Annotated in this window: 20 protein-coding genes; 9 read left to right on the forward strand and 11 right to left on the reverse strand. The window is 30.9% G+C overall.

The window, feature by feature from the left end; all coding sequences use genetic code 11:
* The first annotated feature begins 90 nt into the window (after window positions 1–90).
* Window positions 91–342, forward strand: a complete 252-nt coding sequence (gene cmeU / locus CCO88_RS05830) for a CmeU family protein (RefSeq protein WP_002778275.1) — start codon at window positions 91–93, stop codon at window positions 340–342.
* Between the two features lie 28 nt (window positions 343–370).
* On the opposite strand, the gene cmeC is transcribed toward cmeU, so the two are convergent.
* The 5 genes from cmeC to ccoG form a co-directional block, all read right to left on the reverse strand.
* A complete protein-coding gene (gene cmeC, locus CCO88_RS05835; protein WP_002836641.1) occupies window positions 371–1,849 on the reverse strand; it encodes a multidrug efflux transporter outer membrane subunit CmeC in 1,479 nt (492 codons plus the stop codon).
* Window positions 1,842–4,964 (reverse strand): multidrug efflux RND transporter permease subunit CmeB, encoded by a 3,123-nt coding sequence (gene cmeB / locus CCO88_RS05840; protein ID WP_002839704.1) that lies wholly within the window; start codon window positions 4,962–4,964, stop codon window positions 1,842–1,844. The genes cmeC and cmeB overlap by 8 nt, the downstream gene beginning before the upstream one ends.
* Complete coding sequence (locus tag CCO88_RS05845) at window positions 4,964–6,067, reverse strand: efflux RND transporter periplasmic adaptor subunit (RefSeq protein ID WP_002799624.1); 1,104 nt, start codon at window positions 6,065–6,067, stop codon at window positions 4,964–4,966. The genes cmeB and CCO88_RS05845 overlap by 1 nt, the downstream gene beginning before the upstream one ends.
* Before the next feature lie 115 nt (window positions 6,068–6,182).
* Window positions 6,183–6,818 (reverse strand): multidrug efflux system transcriptional regulator CmeR, encoded by a 636-nt coding sequence (gene cmeR / locus CCO88_RS05850; RefSeq protein WP_002778289.1) that lies wholly within the window; start codon window positions 6,816–6,818, stop codon window positions 6,183–6,185.
* On the reverse strand, window positions 6,805–8,181 hold the full coding sequence (ccoG, locus tag CCO88_RS05855) for a cytochrome c oxidase accessory protein CcoG (protein ID WP_002812311.1): 1,377 nt from the start codon (window positions 8,179–8,181) through the stop codon (window positions 6,805–6,807). The genes cmeR and ccoG overlap by 14 nt, the downstream gene beginning before the upstream one ends.
* 145 nt (window positions 8,182–8,326) lie before the next feature.
* On the opposite strand from ccoG, the gene rpsU reads away from it, so the two are divergent.
* The 8 genes from rpsU (at window position 8,327) to CCO88_RS05895 (ending at window position 14,970) form a co-directional block, all read left to right on the forward strand.
* The gene (rpsU, locus tag CCO88_RS05860) at window positions 8,327–8,539 is read left to right on the forward strand and encodes a 30S ribosomal protein S21 (RefSeq protein WP_002780697.1); all 213 of its coding nucleotides are present in this window, start codon (window positions 8,327–8,329) and stop codon (window positions 8,537–8,539) included.
* Window positions 8,540–8,741: 202 nt separating this feature from the next.
* Window positions 8,742–9,347 carry a UPF0323 family lipoprotein gene (locus CCO88_RS05865; RefSeq protein WP_002778291.1) on the forward strand — a complete coding sequence of 202 codons (606 nt, stop codon included), beginning with the start codon at window positions 8,742–8,744 and terminating at the stop codon, window positions 9,345–9,347.
* 9 nt (window positions 9,348–9,356) lie between these two features.
* Entirely contained in the window at window positions 9,357–10,526 is a 1,170-nt protein-coding gene (locus CCO88_RS05870; RefSeq protein WP_002778292.1) for a glutathionylspermidine synthase family protein, read from the forward strand.
* Between the two features lie 2 nt (window positions 10,527–10,528).
* Window positions 10,529–11,464 carry a D-2-hydroxyacid dehydrogenase gene (locus CCO88_RS05875; RefSeq protein WP_002780698.1) on the forward strand — a complete coding sequence of 312 codons (936 nt, stop codon included), beginning with the start codon at window positions 10,529–10,531 and terminating at the stop codon, window positions 11,462–11,464.
* On the forward strand, window positions 11,454–11,945 hold the full coding sequence (locus tag CCO88_RS05880) for a YajQ family cyclic di-GMP-binding protein (RefSeq protein ID WP_002778301.1): 492 nt from the start codon (window positions 11,454–11,456) through the stop codon (window positions 11,943–11,945). The genes CCO88_RS05875 and CCO88_RS05880 overlap by 11 nt, the downstream gene beginning before the upstream one ends.
* A gap of 10 nt (window positions 11,946–11,955) precedes the next feature.
* Window positions 11,956–12,438 carry a hypothetical protein gene (locus tag CCO88_RS05885; protein ID WP_002780699.1) on the forward strand — a complete coding sequence of 161 codons (483 nt, stop codon included), beginning with the start codon at window positions 11,956–11,958 and terminating at the stop codon, window positions 12,436–12,438.
* Complete coding sequence (locus CCO88_RS05890; protein ID WP_002787529.1) at window positions 12,435–13,256, forward strand: hypothetical protein; 822 nt, start codon at window positions 12,435–12,437, stop codon at window positions 13,254–13,256. Before CCO88_RS05885 ends, CCO88_RS05890 begins: the two co-directional genes overlap by 4 nt.
* A gap of 1 nt (window position 13,257) precedes the next feature.
* Window positions 13,258–14,970 carry an ATP-binding protein gene (locus tag CCO88_RS05895; protein WP_002805118.1) on the forward strand — a complete coding sequence of 571 codons (1,713 nt, stop codon included), beginning with the start codon at window positions 13,258–13,260 and terminating at the stop codon, window positions 14,968–14,970.
* Here the strand turns inward: CCO88_RS05895 and CCO88_RS05900 are convergent.
* The 6 genes from CCO88_RS05900 to ribH all read right to left on the reverse strand — a co-directional run bounded on the left by CCO88_RS05900 (window position 14,967) and on the right by ribH (window position 18,944).
* Window positions 14,967–15,515, reverse strand: coding sequence for a ferric reductase-like transmembrane domain-containing protein (locus CCO88_RS05900; RefSeq protein WP_002778309.1), 549 nt, complete (start codon window positions 15,513–15,515; stop codon window positions 14,967–14,969). The genes CCO88_RS05895 and CCO88_RS05900 overlap by 4 nt on opposite strands.
* On the reverse strand, window positions 15,515–16,408 hold the full coding sequence (gene msrP, locus CCO88_RS05905; protein ID WP_002778311.1) for a protein-methionine-sulfoxide reductase catalytic subunit MsrP: 894 nt from the start codon (window positions 16,406–16,408) through the stop codon (window positions 15,515–15,517). The genes CCO88_RS05900 and msrP overlap by 1 nt, the downstream gene beginning before the upstream one ends.
* 61 nt (window positions 16,409–16,469) lie before the next feature.
* The gene (locus tag CCO88_RS05910) at window positions 16,470–17,249 is read right to left on the reverse strand and encodes a hypothetical protein (protein WP_002826819.1); all 780 of its coding nucleotides are present in this window, start codon (window positions 17,247–17,249) and stop codon (window positions 16,470–16,472) included.
* Complete coding sequence (pyrF, locus tag CCO88_RS05915) at window positions 17,246–18,085, reverse strand: orotidine-5'-phosphate decarboxylase (RefSeq protein WP_002783145.1); 840 nt, start codon at window positions 18,083–18,085, stop codon at window positions 17,246–17,248. Before pyrF ends, CCO88_RS05910 begins: the two co-directional genes overlap by 4 nt.
* The gene (gene nusB / locus CCO88_RS05920) at window positions 18,082–18,480 is read right to left on the reverse strand and encodes a transcription antitermination factor NusB (protein WP_002783142.1); all 399 of its coding nucleotides are present in this window, start codon (window positions 18,478–18,480) and stop codon (window positions 18,082–18,084) included. Before nusB ends, pyrF begins: the two co-directional genes overlap by 4 nt.
* Window positions 18,480–18,944, reverse strand: a complete 465-nt coding sequence (gene ribH, locus CCO88_RS05925) for a 6,7-dimethyl-8-ribityllumazine synthase (RefSeq protein WP_002778318.1) — start codon at window positions 18,942–18,944, stop codon at window positions 18,480–18,482. The genes nusB and ribH overlap by 1 nt, the downstream gene beginning before the upstream one ends.
* Window position 18,945: the final 1 nt, after the last annotated feature.

Genomic DNA, 18,945 nt, shown 5'->3' on the forward strand with positions numbered 1-18,945 from the left:
TTATCAATTTTTTATTAAATCAAGTGTAAATTTTTTTTATTTTTAGCAAAAAAATGCTATAACTTTCAAAATAATTAGAAAGGATGGCTTATGGATAAAACAAAAGTAGTAGAAAATTTAAACGCATTGTTTAAACAAAGGGCGGAATTTTATTCTTATTTTGATAAGAATATTTCAAAAGTTGGCAATACTGAAGTATTTGACTTTAGCAATGCTAAGGACTTAAATGCAGAGGAAGTTTATAAGCAATTTTATCATTTAGATTATGCGATGAGAAAATTATTACCAGCTATTTATAAAGCATATGAGGTTAGTGATTCTGATTTAAATAGAGATTTTTAAAAATAAGCTCTAATTTAGAGAGTAAGTTTTACTCTCTAAAGGACATATCTAAAGTTTTTGATTCTTCTTCTATATTTTTGCTGATATTTTCACCTTGTTCAAATCCGCCACCAAAAGCTTTGATAACATTGACTATAGAATTAGCATAAGAATATTTGGTATTATTAAAAGCAACTGTAGCATTTAACCAGTCTTGACGCGCTTGTAGATAGTCTTGCAAAGACATTTCGCCCACATCATAACGCTCTTTGCTTATTTCATAAATTCTTTTGTAGGATAATTCGCTTGCTTGTGCGTTATTGTATTGCAAGCGAATAGTCTTTCTTGCAATTAAAGCATAGCGAATTTCTCCAAAAGCTGCAACTAAGGTATTTTGATAATTTACAAAAGCTTCATCTTTGTTGAGTTTTGCTAAATTCACATTTTGATAAATTTCTCCCCAGTGGAAAATTGGCATTACGAAATTCCCACCTATACTCCAAGTCCTAGAGCCCGCTTCCACAAGTGTATTTAAATCCCCGCTTTCAAATCCTAATAAGCCTGTTAAAGAAAGATTAGGCAAGAAAGCTGTGCGAGCTACTCCTACTAGATAATTTTGTTGAGTAAGTTTTTCTAAAGAAGATCCAATATCAGGACGCTGCAAGAGTATAGTGCTTGAAATTCCGCTCGGTATATCAAAATCTTTGAGTTTAAAAACCTGATAAGCTTGATCTTGATAAAGAATATCGTTTAAATCATTTGAAGTTAGAATTTTTAAAGCTTTAAGATAGTTTTCTTTATTTAATTTTGCTTCATTGTATTGTAAAGCAGTACTTTCTAAATTTGCTCTTGATTGCGCGATTTCGTATTCTCCTACTGCTCCTACTTGAAATTTTTCATAATTAATTTGATAAATTTCTTGTGCAGATTCATAAGCATCTTTTAAAGCTTTTTCATTTTCATTTGCATTTACAAAATTAAAATAAGTCTGAACCACGCTTGAAACTATAGAAAGTCTCGCAGCTTCATAATCATACTGACTGGCTTTAAAGCCTGATCTTGAAGCGCGATAAGTATCGCGGTATCTTCCCCAAAGATCAATTTCATAGCTTAAATCCAGTCCCATTTTAAAATCATTGCCATAGCTTACTCCCCCAGTGCGGTTGCTTGGAGCATTTGTAGGTGTTTTTGTACGATTTGCACTAGCGCTACCATCTAATTTTGGTAATAAATCACTAAAATCTATGCCTAATTGGGCAGCAGCTTGTTCCATATGAATAAAAGCAAGTTTTAAATCATTATTGTTCTGAAGAGCTAAATCAACTACGTGATTTAATTTCTCATCATCAAATTCTTTCCACCATTCTTTAGAAAGAGTATGATTGTTTTCTTTTTCCCAAGATAGGGCGCCCAGTTTATTATCAAGACTATAATTTGCTTCTGGGATATTTAAATTTGGACTTAAAGAACAAGCTGAAATAAAAAGGCTTAAGCTTGCTATAACACTTATTGAAATTATTTTATTCATGAACTTTACCCCTTTTTTTATCTAGCCATTCGTTGAAATTTTCTAAAAGATAGAAAAATAAAGGTACAAAGAATATAGCTAAAGTAGAAGCAGCTATCATTCCACCAATAAGCCCTGTCCCTAAAGAATGTCTTGAAGCACTTCCTGCTCCAGTTGCAAAAATCATTGGTAAAACCCCAAAAGTAAAAGCTAAAGAAGTCATGATTATAGGGCGGAAACGAAGTTTTGCTGCTTCTACGGTTGCTTCAAATATCTCTTTGCCTTTTTTAAAGCGTTCTTCCATAGCGAATTCTACGATTAATATTGCATTTTTAGCTGAAAGACCTATAAGTAGTAGAAGTCCTGTTTGAAAATATATATCATTAGTAAATCCTCTTAAATATACAAATAAAAAAGAGCCAAACACAGCAAAAGGTACCGCAGTAACAACAGCTAAAGGAATAAGCCATCTTTCATATTGTGCTGCTAGAATTAAAAATACAAAAACCATACCTAAGATAAAGGCATAGTTTGCTGTTCCTTTGCTCGATACTTCTTGATAGGCTGAACCACTCCAGGCTATAGAATAATCATCTCCTAATATTTCTTTTGCTACTTGAGAAATTGTTTCTATAGCTTGTCCTGAAGTATAACCTGGAGCTGGCTGACCTTGTATTTGAGCTGCGGGAAAAAGATTAAAGCGTTTTACATCATCAGGACCTGAGCTTCTTTGTAAAGTTAAAAAAGAATCTAGTGGTATCATTTTATTATCGTTTGAACGTACGAAAATATTTTTTAAAGCATCTTGAGTATTCCTAAAATCACCCTTTGCACGGATGTTTACTTGGAAATTTTTCCCCAGCATAGAAAAGTCATTTACATAGTATGTTCCTATGGTTGCATTCATTGTATTAAAGACATCTTGCATATTTAGATTAAGGTATTTTAGTTTATCCCTATCAATAATAAGTTTATATTGTGGAAAAGTCGTATCGAGAGTAGTACGAACCCTGGTTAATTCTTTTCTTTGATTTGCTGCAGTTACAAGTTTATTAACATCTTCTTGAATTTGGTCATAAGTTTTACCACTTTTATTTTGTGCATACATTTCAAACCCACCTGTAATACTTAATCCAGGTATAGGAGGTAACCCTATAAATACACTTGAGCTGTTTTGGTCAAAGGCAAATTTTTTATTCAGTTCGCTTGTAACTTTATCAGCACTTATATTTCTATCTTTCCAGTCTTTTAAACTTATAAACATAGCCGCAGCGTTTTCTTTAAGAGAACTAGTGAAAAGATCAAAACCTATCATAGCCATGGCGTCTTTTACACCATTGGTTTTTAAAATTTCTTGACTCATATGATCCACTTCTGAGATTGTTCTATGTAGAGCTGAAGCCGAAGGAAGGTTGATAATACCTATCATTAAACCTTGATCTTCTTCAGGAACCAAAGAGCCAGGAACTTGTTTATAAAGATAAAAAATTGCTCCGAGCATGATACAGAAAATCAAAACAAAACGAATGGTTCTTTTAAGCATATAAGCAACGCCTGCACTAAATATAGAAGTGCTCCAGTCAAAGAAATCATTAAATTTTTGAACGATATAAAAAGGCTTGCTTTCATTGCGTCTTAAAAAGAGTGCACATAAAGAAGGTGTTAAAGTAAGAGCTACAAAACCTGATATGGTTACAGATATAGCCAAAGTGAGCGCAAATTGTCTTTGAATTTCTCCAACAAATCCCGAAATAAAAGATACGGGTATAAAAACTGCACAGAGCACAAGTACAATAGAAATTATCGGTGAGCTTACTTCTTGCATGGCTTGAACGGCTGCATCTTTCACAGTGATTTTTTCATTTTCATGTAAAAGTCTATCTATATTCTCAACCACAATAATAGCATCATCTACGACTATACCTATGGCTAGTATTAGGGCAAATAATGTCAAAAGATTTATACTAAATCCTAACAAATAAAGTCCTGCAAAAGTTCCTAGCAATGAAACAGGAACAGCGATCATAGGTATGAGTGTCGAGCGGAAGTTCTTTAAGAACATATACATAACAATAATAACCAAAATCAACGCTTCAACAAAGGTTTTTATAACTTCTTTAATAGACTCGATAACAAATTTAGTCGTATCATAAGGAATCTTATATTCTAAACCCTCAGGAAAGCTCTTTGATAGTTCTTGCATTTTAGCTTCTACAAGTTTTGCTGTATTGAGTGCGTTTGCTCCTGATTGGAGGTTGATTATTATAGGAACTGCATCATTACCGTTTAAGCGTCCTTGCGAACTGTACTGTTGAGATCCTATTTCAACATCTGCTACATCTTTAAGTCTTAAAAAAGATCCATCATTGTTTGCTCTTAAAATGATATTTTCAAATTCACTAGGACTTTGTAATCTTCCTTGCATGGTGATAGAATAAACATAGGGTGATTTTTGAGTTACAGGTTCTTCACCGATTTTACCTGTGGCGTATTGAGCATTTTGATCATTGACGGCTGCGATAACATCGGTAGCTGTTGCACCAAATTTGTTTAATAAGTCAGGTTTTAGCCAAATTCTTAAAGAATAATTACGATTTCCTATAGCATTAGCGTCTCCAACACCTGGAACTCTTTTTAGTTCATCAATGATATTAAGTGTTATGTAATTATAAACATCTACAGCGTTCATAGAGCCATTGCTTGAGTACATAGAAATCGCAGCAAGTGTAGTTGAAGAGGTTTTTCTTACAGTTACACCAAGTTTTTTTACTGCATCGGGCATTTTTGCTGTAGCTGCTGAAATTCTATTATTAACATCAATGGTAGCTTGATTCGGATCTGTGCCTATATCAAAATAAACAGTTAAATTCATTATACCTGAAGAACTCGAAGTCGAATCCATATAGATCATATTATCAGTACCATTAATAGCATCTTCTATAGGGGAAGCAACAGTTGAAGCAATGGTTTGAGCATCTGCTCCTGTGTAGGTCGCACTCACTTTAACTGTAGGTGATGTTAAAGAGGGGTATTGTTCTATAGGTAAATTTACAAGTCCGATAGCTCCAGCCAAAGAGATGATAATGGCTACAACGGAAGCAAAAACAGGTCTTTCGATAAAAAATTTAGAAAACATTATTGTGCTCCAACTTCTTTAACTTCGCTACCTAGTCTAATTTTTTTAAAGTTATCCAAAATGATTTTATCTCCATTTTGTAGTCCTTTATCAATAATAGCATATTCATTATCTTGATAGCTTATATGCACAGGAGCTTTAGCAACCTTGCCTTCTTTTAAGAGAAAAACATAAACCTCATTTTGGTCTTGCTTGATTGCAATTTGAGGAATTTTAAATCCATTCTTTTGAATAAAACCATTTGAAGTAATCGTTGCAAAAGCACCTGGTAAAAGAGTAGAGTCATTATTGTCAAAAATTGCTTTAGCTTTTACTGTCCCGCTATTTGCATCAATGACTGAATCTATAAAATAAAGCTTGCCTTTAACTACTTCTCCATTAAGATTTAAATCTGCATAGATATTGCTTAAATCCCATTTTCCATCTTGAGTATTGCGAACGATATTGAGTTTATCCGTATCTGAAATGTAAAAATCAGCATAGATTGGATTGAGGTTTGTAATTCTTACGAGTTCAGTTGAAGAGGAGCTAACATAATCTCCTATATTAATCAAAGCATCTCCTACAATACCATCAAAAGGAGCTTTAATTTCAGTATAAGCTAAATCAATGCGTGCATTTTCTAAGTCTGCTCTAGCACTGGTGAGATTTGCTTTTGTGTTGTTAAAATTTGCTAAGGCGCTATCATATTCTTTTTGAGAGATTGCTCCTTTATTATAAAGAGTTTTTGAACGGTTATAATCTTTGCTGGCATTGTCAAAATTTGCTCTAGCCATTAAAGCTTTTCCATAAGCTGAATTTACACTTGCTTTAAATTTATCTTGTTCGATAATGAAAAGTGTTTGTCCTTTTTTAATTAAATCACCCGCTTTGAAAAGTTTCTCCACGATAACACCGCTTACTTGAGGTTTGATGATAACATCATAATCACTAACAAGTTTTGCAGGATAAGTAAAGTTAAGCGGTAAATTTTCGGCTTTAGCGCTCATTGTACTAACGGATTGAGGGGGTGTTTGTTTTTGAGGTGCTTCTTCTTTGCTACAAGCAGAAAATAAAAATAAAGCACTTAAGAGTAAAAGGGTATTTTTTTGAAACAAATTCATGATTTTTGCCTTAAAATTTTTAATTTAAATATATTGTAATATTTATTACACAATTTTTAAGATATTAAGATATATTATAGCTCAAATTTGGTTAATAATTTTTATATTTACTTAATTAAATTGAGGTTTTATTTTCAATTCCTTTTAAAAATATATTGACAATAAATTCCACATGTTCTTTTTGTTCTTGTTTGTTCATTAAAGGAGTATCGGCTAAAACATTTAAACTATGATAAGGTTCTCTTAACATGGCGCAAAAAAGCATGGCAAGTTTTTGGGCATTATTTGAAATATAGCTGCTATCTTGCTTTTTAAAAAGTTCTATAAGTATGTTATAGGAGAAAATTTTCTGATTGTTTTCAATCCAATTTTCAACATGCTTATGTTTATCATAAACTTGAGAGAAAATAATTTTGCCAAAGGCGACGGTTTGGACTTGATTGAAAATATCAACAAAAGTAAGTCCAAAAGAGGTTAAAAATTCTTTTAAATTTTTATCTTTAATAGTTTGAGTTTGAGAGGCTATTAGGTCAAAATGTTTTTTGCAAACATCATCTAAAATTTCAAAAAATAAACCTTCTTTACTATTAAAACTATCATAAATATTAGAATACGAACCGCCCGATAGTTTGATAATATCGCTTAAACTGGTTTCTTGAAAGCCCTTGGTTAAAAATAGATCAAAAGCAACATTTTTAATCTTTTCTCTTCTTGCTAAAACTTTTTTAGAAGGTGTTTTATTTGGATTCATTATACCCCTTTAAAATTGTGCTTTTAGGATAAACAAAAATACTTTCTCTAAAAATGACAATCTCATCATTATCTTTGGCATAGGCCTTGATGTGAAGTGGAAAAATCACATCTTTTTGATCATTATCTGCTAGCTTTTTAGTAGCTTTTATTACAACAATTTTCTTAGCTTGCTCTCCTGCTTTTAATGTAAAAGCTTTACTTGGACGAATGATTTCTATGCCATTATCAATGCCTTCTAGGCTAGCTTCAAAATAATATTCATGAGCTTTAGAATCAGTATTTTGAAACAAAAAAGTATAAGCATTTGAAATTTCTAAACCATTATTAGTATGCGAAATTTGATAAAGTTCACTGCTACGATTGATATTTAAAAGCATATTTTCTTTTTTACTACCCATAATCATTAAAGCAATTAAAGCAATCACAAGAACAATAAAATAAGCAATGGTTCTAAAGCGGAGATAATTTACTTTTTTGCGTGTTTCTATGGCCTTTACACTGGTCCAATTAATCAAACTTGGTCTATTAAATTTGCTTTGCACTTTAGAACAGGCATCAGCACATTCTAAACAATTGATACATTCAAGTTGCATACCCTTGCGTATATCTATATGAGTAGGACAAATGCTTACACAGGCTTCACAACCTATACATTCACCCTCAGGCGGTTTTTTGTAAAGTTTGGTATGTCCATCATAAATCACTCCCCCGCGTTTTTCATCATAAATAACTTGCATGGTATCGCGGTCAAACATTACAGATTGAACTCTTGCGTAAGGACATACATAAATACAAAATTTTTCTGCTAAATAGGTAATATCTAAAGTTAAAAACAAACTTGCGCAAAATAAAACACCCAATAAAAGTAAGTGTTCTCCTGGATTTTGTATATAAGCAAAAAAATCTTCAGGCGGAACAAAATACCAAAGCAAATTACTTACAGCGACTAAAGATATGAAATAAAATAAAATCACCCCTATGATTTTTTTAAAATAATATCCTTCATATTCTTTTTGTTTATTGTTAATATTTTTACGAATTTTTAAAAGTTTAGTCTGGATAATATCTCTATAAATCACTCTAAAAATAGTTTGAGGACAGCTCCAAGCACACCAAACTCTTCCTCCTAAAGTGGTTATAAAAAATATAAATAAAAAAAGAAAAATAAGCAAAAAAGGCATAAGATATAATTCTTGAGTTGAAAATGAAATAAAAAATAGATTCAACTTAGAATGATCAAAGCTCAATAAAAAGAAATGGTTGCCATTAATTGTAATAAAAGGTAAACAAAATATTACAATTGTTGCAATTAGATATACAAAATAACGCTTTTTAGTATAGTTGGTGATGTGATTTTCCATGAAAAACCTCGTAAAAAATTAGTAATTACGATTATAGCCCAAAAAACTAAAACAATTTTTAAATGCTTTCTAAGTTTGGATTAATAAGAAATATTCTATAATCATAATTCACAACAAAAATTTACACAGAAAGGTGGTGAGGATAGTGCCAGGAATTAAGGTACATCCTAACGAGTCTTTTGACGAAGCGTATCGTAAGTTCAAAAAACAAGTAGATAGAAATCTAGTTGTTACTGAAGTAAGAGCGAGAAGATTTTTTGAGCCTATGACTGAAATTCGTAAAAAACAAAAAATTTCAGCTCGCAAAAAAATGCTTAAAAGACTTTATATGCTTAGACGCTACGAGTCAAGACTTTAACCCAAAGCCCGAAAGGGCTTTTTTCTTAATTTAAGATTTCTTTGCAAAATTACCTTTTTTAAAATCCTAGTTTTATTTTATATATATTAAGATTGCATTTTATTTCTTTAAAATATTTTCATTTTTGTAAGATTTAATTGATTATTTTTTGTTAGAATTTTATCAAAAAATAAATTCTAAATCTCATTTGAGGATCAAGACTATGAAAAAAATTAAAAAAATTATTCAAATCGGTATGATAAGCGGCCTTGCAGCTGTTGCAGGTGGAGCTTTGGTAGGATGTGGAAGTAGCAATGATAATAGTGATACTTTAAATCAAGCAGCAAACACTCAAGGAGCCTTTGTTATCATTGAAGAAATCGCCCCAGGTCAATATAAAATCAAAGATCAATTTCCAAGTGATGAAACTAGAGTTGTTTTAAAAGATATCAATGGCACGGAAAGAGTGCTAAGCAAAGAGGAAATGGATGCGCTCATCAAAGAAGAAGCAGCTAAGATTGATAATGGAACTTCAAATTTGACTAAAGAGGGCGGTCAAATCAGCAGTGGAGGATTAAGCTTAGGAGAGACCTTACTTGCAAGTGCTGCGGGTGCAATTTTGGGTAGCTGGATAGGCTCTAAGCTCTTTAATAATCAAAATTTTGCCAATCAACAACGAGGCGCTTTTTCAAATCAAAGTGCTTATCAAAGAAGTGTTAATAGTTTTAACAAGGCAGGCACAGCAGGCTCTGCCTCAAGTGCTTCAAAATCAGGTTTTTTTGGTGGAGGCTCTAAAGCCACAAGTTCTAGTTCTTCTTTTGGCTCTTAAGGATAAATAATGCAATTACTACAAGTAGACAAACTTCAAAAAGATTATTTAGAAAATATAGGTTTTTCTTGGCATACAGATGAAGATGGAAGTGATTATATAAGTGATAAATTAGTATGTGTAAGTGAAAATGAAGCCAATGCTTATTATGAGGCAGTCAATGAGCTTTATGATATGTTTGTAGCTGCAGCACAAAATGTTATAGATAATAATCGTTTTGATGAGCTTGGAATCCCTTTTAATCTTGTTGATGCTATTAAAATGAGTTGGGAAAATGAGGTTCATTGGCATTTATATGGCCGTTTTGATTTAGCGGGTGGACTTGATGGCAAGCCTATAAAGCTTATAGAATTTAATGCAGATACCCCCACTGCTCTTTTTGAAAGTGCGATTTTACAATGGGCGATTTTAAAGCAAAATGGCATGGATGAAAGTAAGCAATTTAATAGCATTTATGAAAGCTTGATGGATAATTTTAAAAGATTGATTACCCTTGAAGAGGATACTCAAGGCTTTGAAGAATATTATCAAGGATGGAAAATTCTTTTTTCAAGTGTGGCAGGAAGTAAAGAGGAAGAAATCACTACAAAATTACTTGCTCATATTGCAAATGAAGCAGGATTTGAAACAGATTTTTCTTTTGTAGATGAGGTAGAATTTAGCGAAGAGGGAATTTTTAAAGAGGGTGTAAATTATGAATATTGGTTTAAGCTCGTTCCTTGGGAAGATATAGCCATAGAAGAGGGCGAACTAGCCATGCTTTTAACGCAAATCATGAGAAATCAAAAAGCTATTATTTTAAATCCTGCTTATACGCTTTTATTTCAATCTAAGGGAATTTTAAAAATTTTATGGGAACTTTTCCCAAATCATCCATTACTTTTAGAAACACGAGATGTTCCTTTAGAGGGAAAAGATTATGTGAAAAAACCTGTTTTTGGTAGAGAAGGGGCAAATATTAGTATAATCAAAGAAGGTAAAATTTTACATGAGAATGTAGGTCCTTATGGGAATAATAAGGCTATTTATCAAGAATATGTAGAGTTTAATTCATGTGAAAACGAATACTATCAAGCAGGTGTTTTCTTTGCTTATGAAGGGTGTGGCTTAGGATTTAGAAAAGGAGGACTTGTGCTTGATAATTATTCTAAATTTGTAGGACATATTATAAAGGATTAGAAATGAAAATTGTTTGTTTAGATGCGGCAACTTTAGGGGATTATGATTTAAGTATTTTTAAGAATTTTGGAGAATTTCAAAGTTATGCTTTAACAGATAGAAAAGAAACCATAGAGCGTTTAAAAGATGCGGATGTGGTTATGACAAATAAAGTTGTTATTGATAAAGAAGTTATGGATGCTTGCCCTAATTTAAAGCTTATTTTAGAAACAGCTACGGGTGTAAATAATATCGATGTTGAATATGCTAAAGAAAAGGGCATTATCGTTAAAAATGCTGCTGGATATTCTACTATGAGCGTAGTTCAGCATACTTTTGCATTTATTTTTGCTTTTTTAAATCATATTCCTTACTATGATAAATGGAGCAAAGAGGGCAAATGGTGCGATAGCCCTATCTTTACAGATTTTGGTAGAATTTTAAATTCAATGGAAGGAAAAAAGCACGGTATTATAGGACTGGGCAGTATAGGTAAAGAAGTGGCTAAAATTTCTAGTGCTTTTGGGGCTAAAATTTGTTATTATTCAACAAGCGGACTCAATCAAAATGCCGAATTTGAATGCTTAAATTTGGAAGAGCTTTTAAGAACTTGCGATATTGTTAGCATTCACGCTCCTTTAAATGAAAAAACGAAAAATTTGCTTACTTATGAGAAGTTAAAACTTTTAAAAGATAATGCGATTTTGGTCAATGTAGGCAGGGGCGGAATCATTAATGAGAATGATTTGGCAAAAATAATGGATGAAAAAAATATACGCGTAGGACTTGATGTTTTAGAGAGTGAACCTATGATAAAAAATCATCCTCTCTTAAATATCAAAAATAAAGAAAATCTCATCATTACTCCACATGTGGCTTGGGCAAGCAAAGAAGCGGTGGAAAAATTGATGTCTATGGTTTATGATAATTTAAAAGAATGGATAGAAAATGGCAAGTGAACATAGTTTTGATATTTCAGCGGCTTTGGATAAACAAGAGCTTAAAAATGCTTTTGAGCAAGCAAAAAAAGAGCTTGATTCTCGCTATGATTTAAAAGGTATTAAGTGTGAAATTGAATTTAGCGAGAAAGATGGTGTTTTTAAACTTCATTCTTCAAGTGAGGCAAAGCTTGATGTTCTAAAAGATATTGTGATTTCAAAACTTATCAAAAGAGGTATTAATTCAAGTGCTATTAAAGAGCTTTCGCGCGAAAGTGGAGCGATGTTTCGTTTAAATTTAAAAGCCAATGATAGCATTGATAGTGAAAATGCTAAGAAAATCAATAAGGCTATTAAAGATAGTAAGCTAAAAGTAAGCTCTTCTATACGAGGAGATGAAATTCGTGTAGTTGCAAAGCAAATTGATGATTTGCAAGCTGTGATGAAAATGGTTAAAGAGCTTAATTTAGAATTAAATCTTAGTTTTAAAAATTTAAAATAGGTTAAGAGTGTTGAGAAAAATTTTTATCTTCTTTTTAATTTTGTTTTTTAGTGCTTGTGCTTTAAAAAATCAAGATTATTCTAGCCAAAAAATGAAGGTTGTATTTAGCACACCAACTATTAAAATCAACGATTTTGGCTTTTTAAAAAAAGAAAATAAGGCTTTAAATTTAGAAGTTTATAAACTTGGACAAGCTTTTTTTAAACTTAAAATCAGAGAGGATATTTGTTTAAATTCGGTGTGCTATAGCAAAATGGTATTTAATCAAAAATTTTTTAAAAATGCCTATTATGAAGATATATTAAAAGATATTTTGGAAGCAAAGCCTTTGTGGAATGGTAAGAATATGCAAAAAACTCAATGCGGATTCAATCAGAATTTAAACAGCGCAAATTATGAAATTTTCTATGAAGTTTGTGATAATAAAATCAGTTTTGTTGATAGAATTTCGCGTATAAAAATTGTTTTAATGAATTTTAAGGATAAAATTTGAAAATAGGGCTGTTGTTATGCTTTTTTGTGAGTTTGGTTTGTGCGCAAATTTATAAGGGTGAAATTTATTTTTATGACTTAAAAGATAAGCAGGTTTTTGCTATAGTTTATGATAATGCTCCTTTTGTACCCATTTTTGATAGGGATGTTAATCAAACTAGTTCTAGTTTTTTAATACTGAGCGATCTTGATACAAATATCGAGATAGCTTTGTTTCAAACAGCAAATTCATGGGAGGATGGAGAAAAAAAATATAAAATTTCTTCTTCTAAAGAACTGGTATTTGATAATAAAAAAATTCAAGGAAATAAACTAGGAACAACAACTCTTGAACTTATCAAAGAGCAAAACAATATAAGAATCAAACGCAGTCTTGATTTTTTAGCCCATCAAGATGAGATCAGACAATTTCGTCCTATGTATAACGACATTGTTAGTTTTGAACAAATTCGCCAAAAGCCTATCGTACTAAAAGATGGAAAGCTTAGTTTTGAAGAATGGTATTATTTTTATGAAGAGGATAATCGCGCAATTTTAGAGCTTAATAATTTTGTTTTCGATATGGATAAAAAAGTTTTTTTAAGTTTAAATGAGCTTTATGATGTGGATAATTTGAAATTTAAAGAACTCTTGCATCAAAAACTGAATCTTGTTTGCGATGAATGTTTTGATGATATGGAGCAAGTTTTTTTTAATAATAACTTTTTAATTACAAATTTGGGTTTAAGATTGTGCTATCTTCCTTATGAAAATCATTATTTGAATGAAAATATTTGTGTTGATTTTAACGAGAATGAGATAAAGGAATTTAGAAAATAAAATGGTCAGGCTAAAGGAATTTTTAAGTCTTAAAAATATAGAAGAAAGTCAAATTTATAAAGAATTAAAGTGTTCAAAGAATGAAGCTTTGATTTTGAGAGAACTTTGTAAAAATTATGTCATTTCCATATCTTCTATCAATGCTTTTACTTTATTGACAGGAATTTTTGGTAGTGAAAAATATTCGTATTTAGATACTTTAGAGGATTTAAAAAGGCTTATTGAAAGAGGTTTTGTAAATCAAAATTCTGGCTTTTTTAAAAATATAGAAAGCAATAAAAGCCAAAATTTAATTCTTAGTTTATTGCAAAGCGAGTTGAGTTTAAGTGAGTATTTTTTAGAATTTTTAGAAGCCAAGCCTCGTTTAAATTTGGATAAAAAAGAAGCTTATGGAGAGTATTTAGAATATTTAAAAGATGAATTTATGCGAGTTGAACTGTATGAGAGATTGAGTTTTATACGTTCAAGCACATATAGTGACGAACTTAAAGCACAAATCAAGCTTTATGAAAAACATATTAAAGAAAGACTTAAGAAAAGTAAATTTTATAATATTTTAGCAGATATTTTTAAAGAGTATAGTCTTGAGTATAAAGAGCAGATTATTTTTCTAGCTCTTCTTAAAGAAGAATATACACTAAGCAATGAAAACTCAGTATCTAGAGAGATGAATTCTTTACTTTCTTTAGTCAGTGAAAATGATTTAGAAAAGCATAAAAATAAAAGTTTATTGCAAGAAAATGCTCCTCTTCTTAATTTAATAGAATATGATGAATACTTAAATGTCTTTGGTGATATTTCTAAGAGTTTTTTTATTACAGATGAAATTTTACAAAGAATTATAAATTTCGAGCCAAAACAAAATAAAAAAATTAAAATCGAAAATGTTTTAAAAGAGCAAGATATTTTTGAGCTTATAGAGCCAAGTATAGATATAAATGATATTATCATGCCTCAAAATACTAAAGAGCTTTTGGAAAATATCTTAAAACAACAAGATAAAAAAGTACTTGAAAGGCTAAATTCTTGGGGGATAAAGAGCAATAAAAATATAGAAGCAAAGATTATTTTTTATGGACCTGCTGGAACGGGGAAAACGATGTCAGCCCTAGCTATGGCAAAATCGATGAAAAAAACAGTGCTTAGCTTTGATTGTTCTAAAATTTTAAGTAAATGGGTGGGTGAGAGCGAACAAAATGTAAGGAAAATTTTTGATACTTACAAAAACATAGTTCAAACTTGCAAACAAAGTCCTATATTGCTTTTAAATGAAGCTGATCAGTTTTTAAGCACAAGGGTTGAAAGCAGTAGCGGAAGTGATAAGATGCATAATCAAATGCAAAATATTTTTTTAGAGCAAATTGAGCGTTTTAATGGTGTTATCATTGCTACAACTAACTTTTTAGAAAGTTTAGACAGTGCTTTTTCGAGAAGATTTGATTATAAGATCGAATTTAAAAAGCCTGATTTTAAAGATAGGCTTAAAATGTGGGAGAAATTTTTACCTAGAAAAGCATCCTTTGAAAAAGCATTTGATGTTAATCTTTTAGCAAATTACGAATTAAGTGGAGCGCAAATTTTAATGGTTGTTAAAAATACTGCTTTGAAGGTAGCTGTGACTGAAGATGGAGTATTTAAAATGCAAGATTTTATAGAGAGTATACAAAAAGAATTAAATTCTAGTTTTGATAAAAGCAAAATTGTCGGTTTTTAAGCTTTTTTAAATTTGAAAAATTTTAAATAGCGTATCATAAAATAAACAAGGCTAAGCATCAAAGCACTCCATTCCCAAAACATAGGAACTTTAGGGCTTAAAAAATAATGATAACTTGCTAAAACCAAGCATACATAACCTAACTTTCTTATCTTTTCAATTCTTTTAAAAAATCTAAAAGAGCTTAAAAACATAAAAAAGATGATGATAAAAGCAAAAAAACCACTCGCTTCCAATAAACGATGAGAGATATCATCAAAAAGTCTTAAAAAATTTGCATTTCTATCAAAGATAAAATAATTTAAAAAATGTAAAAATGCCCAAAATGCAGCAAATATTCCTAGTAGCTTAGGATAGCTTTTGGTTTTTTTAAATTTGCATAAAGAAAACAAAAGGCTTAAATTTAAAAAAAATAAAGCAAAAACTCCTGTATAAATATAAGCCTCTTTGACAAAATCAAAGGCTTTTAATATATGATAAAAGCCATAAATCAAGCTTGCTAAAAAAGCAAAATAGGCAAGAAATTTAAAGTATTTAGTGCGCATTAATAATTTGCCTTTAAATCCATGCCCGCATAAAGACTTGCTACTTCTTTTTCATAGCCATTAAACATTAAAGTAGGTTTGGTAAAAAAGTCTCCTAAAGCCCTTTCGTTAGCTTGCGACCATCTAGGATGGGATACATTAGGGTTGACATTGGCATAAAAGCCATATTCATTTGGAGCATATTTTTCCCAAGTGCCAATAGGCTGCTCTTTTACAAATTCGATTTTAACTATGGATTTAATACTTTTAAATCCATATTTCCAAGGTACAACAAGGCGGATTGGTGCTCCATTTTGTGGTTTTAAAGCCTTTTTATACATACCCACTGCAAGTAGAGTGAGTGGATGCATAGCCTCATCCATACGTAAGCCTTCCACATAAGGATACTCAACAGTTGGAAACAAAGCATCTTGATCGGGGAATTGGTTTTTATCCAAAAGAGTGGTAAATTTAATGAATTTTGCCTCGCTAGTTGGTTTTGCCATATCGATTAAACGGCGTAGTTCAAAACCCACCCAAGGCACTACCATAGACCAAGTTTCAACACAGCGAAAACGATAAATTCTTTCTTCTAAAGGAAATTTTAAAATATCCTCCATGCTAAGAGTGAAAGGCTTTTCTATTTCCCCGCTTATATCGATTTTCCAATTTTGAGTATTAAAATTTTGCGCTAAAGATACTGCCTTTCTTTTATCCGTTGAAAATTCATAAAAATTGATATAGTTTGTTGCAAGTTCTTCATTGCTAATTTCAAGTTTATTTGCATTTGTATCATTTATAAAATTTAAAGCAGAAAGTTTGGAAACAATTAAAGAAGAGCCGATTAAAGCTCCTGCTCCAAGTTTAAAAAAATCTCTTCTTTGTTTATAAAGTTTCTCAGGCGTTACAATCATAATTTTTCCTTATTAAAAATTTTTATTATTAAACTATAACAATGTTAATATAGGATTAATTTTATATGATTTTTTCAAGCTCTATATTGTAAAATATTTCTTCACAAAATTCTTTATAATGATTGAGTAGTTTAACTCTTGAAACTTCTTGCATTAGAATTTTAAATTCTAAATTTTTTATTTTTTTAAGTTCATCTTTAAGCTCTTCATCCTTTGGAAATAATAGAAAATATTCTTTAAAGATGAGCTCATAAATTTCAAAAGTTCCATCGATAAGATAGTTAATTGCTTTATCAAGGTGTCGATTAGAATCCTTAAAATTTAAAGGATTTAAAACCATAAAACAAAGATGAATCATAGCAAGATGAAAATATTGAAGACATTTTTCAGGCAGTGTAAAGAAATCATTTTTTTGAAAATTTTGTAAATTGTTAAAGTCAGAATTGATAAAATGACAGCCAAAACAGTCATTGATATTTGAAATCAAATTTTTAATTTTTTGCTCTTCATCAAGTTTTTTTCTAAAGGCTACAAAATAAGCCAAGGCTTTATAAAATCTCTGAAAAAATTCAATATGTTTGTGTTCTCTTAAGCAAATAAGACTCAAATCTTTTGGAGAAGTGGAGTATTCTTGCATATAATTATGAACTTTAAGAGCAATTTTGTTTCTCACTCCGAGTAAAAAATTTAAGTCTTTTTGTTTTAAAATTTGATGATAAAAAAATATAAAATCTTTAATCAAGCTTTTATGATTTTTTTCAAATAATGAAATTTGAAAATCTACGCTAATAAATTGATTATAAAGATTAAAATAATCACATTCTAATTGCTGATAATTCAATATTTTATCCCACACTTAGTATAAAATTCTTTCAAAGCTTGTTCTTTATCAGGCTGAGTTTTGATCCATTCTTCAAAATGATTGCACATATCCCATTCTTTTTGCTGCATTGCTTCATAATTTTGCTCTATATCATTTTCGCTTATATTTTTTCTGTGTATTTTGTCTAAAATTTTTTCACATACAGCTCTAGGATTTTCATTTTTATATATAGGTCTTCCCACAACGATATAATCACTTAAATTTTCTCTAGCCATTGTAAGATTAGCAACGCGTTTTTGATCATCACTTGCTTCCCCAAAAGGACGAATTCCAGGAGTGAGGGTTAAGAAATTTGAATTTGTATGTTCTTTAATTTTTTTACTTTCAAAAACCGAACATACTATACCATCAAGTCCATTTTGATAAGACATTTTTGAAAAATGAATCACAGCTTCATCGATGTTTTGCTTGTAAATGCTGTAAAAATTTTCTTCATCAAAGCTAGTAAGTGCTGAAACTGCTAACACCAAGGGTCTTTTATTGAAGCGATTGAGTCTAGACATCACTTCTTGCATAGCGACTTTTCCAGCACTTGCATGGATATTAATCATATCAACGCCAAGTTTTGAAATTTCCTCGCAAGCATCTGCCATGGTATTAGGAATATCATGAATTTTAAGATCGAGAAAAATTTTATATTCATCGATTTTTTTAAGTTCTTCTATGAATTTAAAGCCATCTCTTAAATAGGCTCTTAAACCCACTTTTAGCCAAAGATCTAAACCTTTTAATTCTTTAGCAAGCCTTAAGCACTCTTCTTTGGTGGCAAGATCAAGAGCTACGCAGAGTTTCATTGTTTTGCCTTAACAAGAGTATCTAAAACCCCATTGATAAATTTTGGAGAATTGTCATTAGCAAGTTCTTTAGCAAGTTCTATAGCTTCATTAATCACTATGGCATTAGGCGTGTCTGTAAAAAGCAATTCATAGGCACCAAGTCGCAGTATGGCTCTTTCGATATGTCCTAATTTTTCAATTTCATTTTCGTTAAGGCAGGGGTTTAAATTCTTATCTATATCATCAAGATTTTTTATAATTCCTTCGTATAAACTCAGTGTGAAATTTTTTTGCTCGTTGCGGATTTTTTTTTCATTGAGAAATTCATCAATAAAATTTTCATTTTTTTCATTCATTTCTAGGGCATAAAGCAAAGAAATCACACTTTGTCTTACTTGGTGACGCGTTGCCATTAAAATTCCTTGCTTAAATTTAGCATTTCAATAACAGTTGTCATTGCTTCAAAGCCTTTATTTCCTGCTTTGCTTCCCGCTCTTTCTATGGCTTGTTCTATAGTATCAGTTGTTAAAACTCCAAAGCTTACAGGGATATTGTGGTTTAAACTTACATTGGCAATGCCCTTAGTGGTTTCTGCCGAAACATAATCAAAATGCGGAGTTGAGCCACGAATGACCGCACCCACACAACAAATCGCATCAAATTTTTTACTTTCTATAGCTTTTTTTAAAGCAAAAGGAAGTTCAAAAGCGCCTGGAACAAGTATAAGGCTAAGATTTTCTTCTTTGCCACCATGTCTTAAAAAAGCATCTCTTGCACCTTCTACAAGGCGATCGGTGATGATGTGATTAAATCTTGCATTGATGATAGCAATTTTGGTATTTGAGTCTAAATTTAATTTTCCTTCAATGATAGTCATA

The sequence above is a fragment of the Campylobacter coli LMG 9860 genome, assembly GCF_000254135.1.
GTDB lineage: Bacteria > Campylobacterota > Campylobacteria > Campylobacterales > Campylobacteraceae > Campylobacter_D > Campylobacter_D coli.

What these genes read in the sequence shown, in the direction of transcription:
- CCO88_RS05865 (WP_002778291.1), top strand. Translation starts at nt 8,742, where the DNA reads ATGAAAAAAATTAAAAAAATTATTCAAATCGGTATGATAAGCGGCCTT.
- CCO88_RS05875 (WP_002780698.1), top strand. Translation starts at nt 10,529, where the DNA reads ATGAAAATTGTTTGTTTAGATGCGGCAACTTTAGGGGATTATGATTTA.
- CCO88_RS05895 (WP_002805118.1), top strand. Translation starts at nt 13,258, where the DNA reads ATGGTCAGGCTAAAGGAATTTTTAAGTCTTAAAAATATAGAAGAAAGT.
- cmeR (WP_002778289.1), bottom strand. Translation starts at nt 6,818, where the DNA reads ATGAATCCAAATAAAACACCTTCTAAAAAAGTTTTAGCAAGAAGAGAA.
- ccoG (WP_002812311.1), bottom strand. Translation starts at nt 8,181, where the DNA reads ATGGAAAATCACATCACCAACTATACTAAAAAGCGTTATTTTGTATAT.
- cmeB (WP_002839704.1), bottom strand. Translation starts at nt 4,964, where the DNA reads ATGTTTTCTAAATTTTTTATCGAAAGACCTGTTTTTGCTTCCGTTGTA.
- pyrF (WP_002783145.1), bottom strand. Translation starts at nt 18,085, where the DNA reads ATGAAACTCTGCGTAGCTCTTGATCTTGCCACCAAAGAAGAGTGCTTA.
- CCO88_RS05880 (WP_002778301.1), top strand. Translation starts at nt 11,454, where the DNA reads ATGGCAAGTGAACATAGTTTTGATATTTCAGCGGCTTTGGATAAACAA.
- CCO88_RS05845 (WP_002799624.1), bottom strand. Translation starts at nt 6,067, where the DNA reads ATGAATTTGTTTCAAAAAAATACCCTTTTACTCTTAAGTGCTTTATTT.
- CCO88_RS05870 (WP_002778292.1), top strand. Translation starts at nt 9,357, where the DNA reads ATGCAATTACTACAAGTAGACAAACTTCAAAAAGATTATTTAGAAAAT.
- nusB (WP_002783142.1), bottom strand. Translation starts at nt 18,480, where the DNA reads ATGGCAACGCGTCACCAAGTAAGACAAAGTGTGATTTCTTTGCTTTAT.
- ribH (WP_002778318.1), bottom strand. Translation starts at nt 18,944, where the DNA reads ATGACTATCATTGAAGGAAAATTAAATTTAGACTCAAATACCAAAATT.
- cmeU (WP_002778275.1), top strand. Translation starts at nt 91, where the DNA reads ATGGATAAAACAAAAGTAGTAGAAAATTTAAACGCATTGTTTAAACAA.
- CCO88_RS05900 (WP_002778309.1), bottom strand. Translation starts at nt 15,515, where the DNA reads ATGCGCACTAAATACTTTAAATTTCTTGCCTATTTTGCTTTTTTAGCA.
- msrP (WP_002778311.1), bottom strand. Translation starts at nt 16,408, where the DNA reads ATGATTGTAACGCCTGAGAAACTTTATAAACAAAGAAGAGATTTTTTT.
- cmeC (WP_002836641.1), bottom strand. Translation starts at nt 1,849, where the DNA reads ATGAATAAAATAATTTCAATAAGTGTTATAGCAAGCTTAAGCCTTTTT.